This is a genomic window from Pseudomonas sp. IPO3778 (assembly GCF_013386825.1).
Lineage (GTDB): Bacteria > Pseudomonadota > Gammaproteobacteria > Pseudomonadales > Pseudomonadaceae > Aquipseudomonas.
In genome coordinates, this window is sequence record NZ_JACARC010000146.1 from 1 (window position 1) to 515 (window position 515).

Annotated in this window: 1 protein-coding gene; it reads left to right on the forward strand. The window is 57.3% G+C overall.

The window, feature by feature from the left end; all coding sequences use genetic code 11:
• A partial coding sequence (locus tag HX855_RS32955; RefSeq protein ID WP_178948082.1) for a major capsid protein occupies window positions 1-515 on the forward strand: 515 nt, incomplete at both ends.

Genomic DNA, 515 nt, shown 5'->3' on the forward strand with positions numbered 1-515 from the left:
AGGGCATTACTACCCTGACCGTGCAGATCGAGAAGGACGGCGACACTCTGGCCTTGGTGCCGGCCGGTGAGCGTGGCACATCCGGCCTAGTTGTTTCGGGCAGCAAGCGCAACCTGATCCCGTTTAACACCGTGCATCTGCCACAACGCTTCACCATCAAGGCCGACGAGATCCAAGGCATTCGTGCCTTCGGTACACGCTCCGAACTCCAGTCGGTGCAGGACGTGGTCAACAAACGACTGGCCAAGGCGCGTCGGCAGTTGGACGTTACTCACGAATTCCAGCGCCTCGGCGCGCTCAACGGCAAGATCTACGACTCCGATGGCAAGACGGTGCTGCTCGATTTGTATGACCGTTTTGGTGTAAAGCGAAAGTCGTTGCCGATGGGCTTAATCGGCGAGAAAAAGTCGTTTCGCGTGCAGTGTGGTGAGGCATTGGATCTGCAGGAAGACGCATTGGGCAGCGTGACCCGCAGTGGTTCGCGTGCTTTCTGCGGTAAGAATTTTTGGAATGCA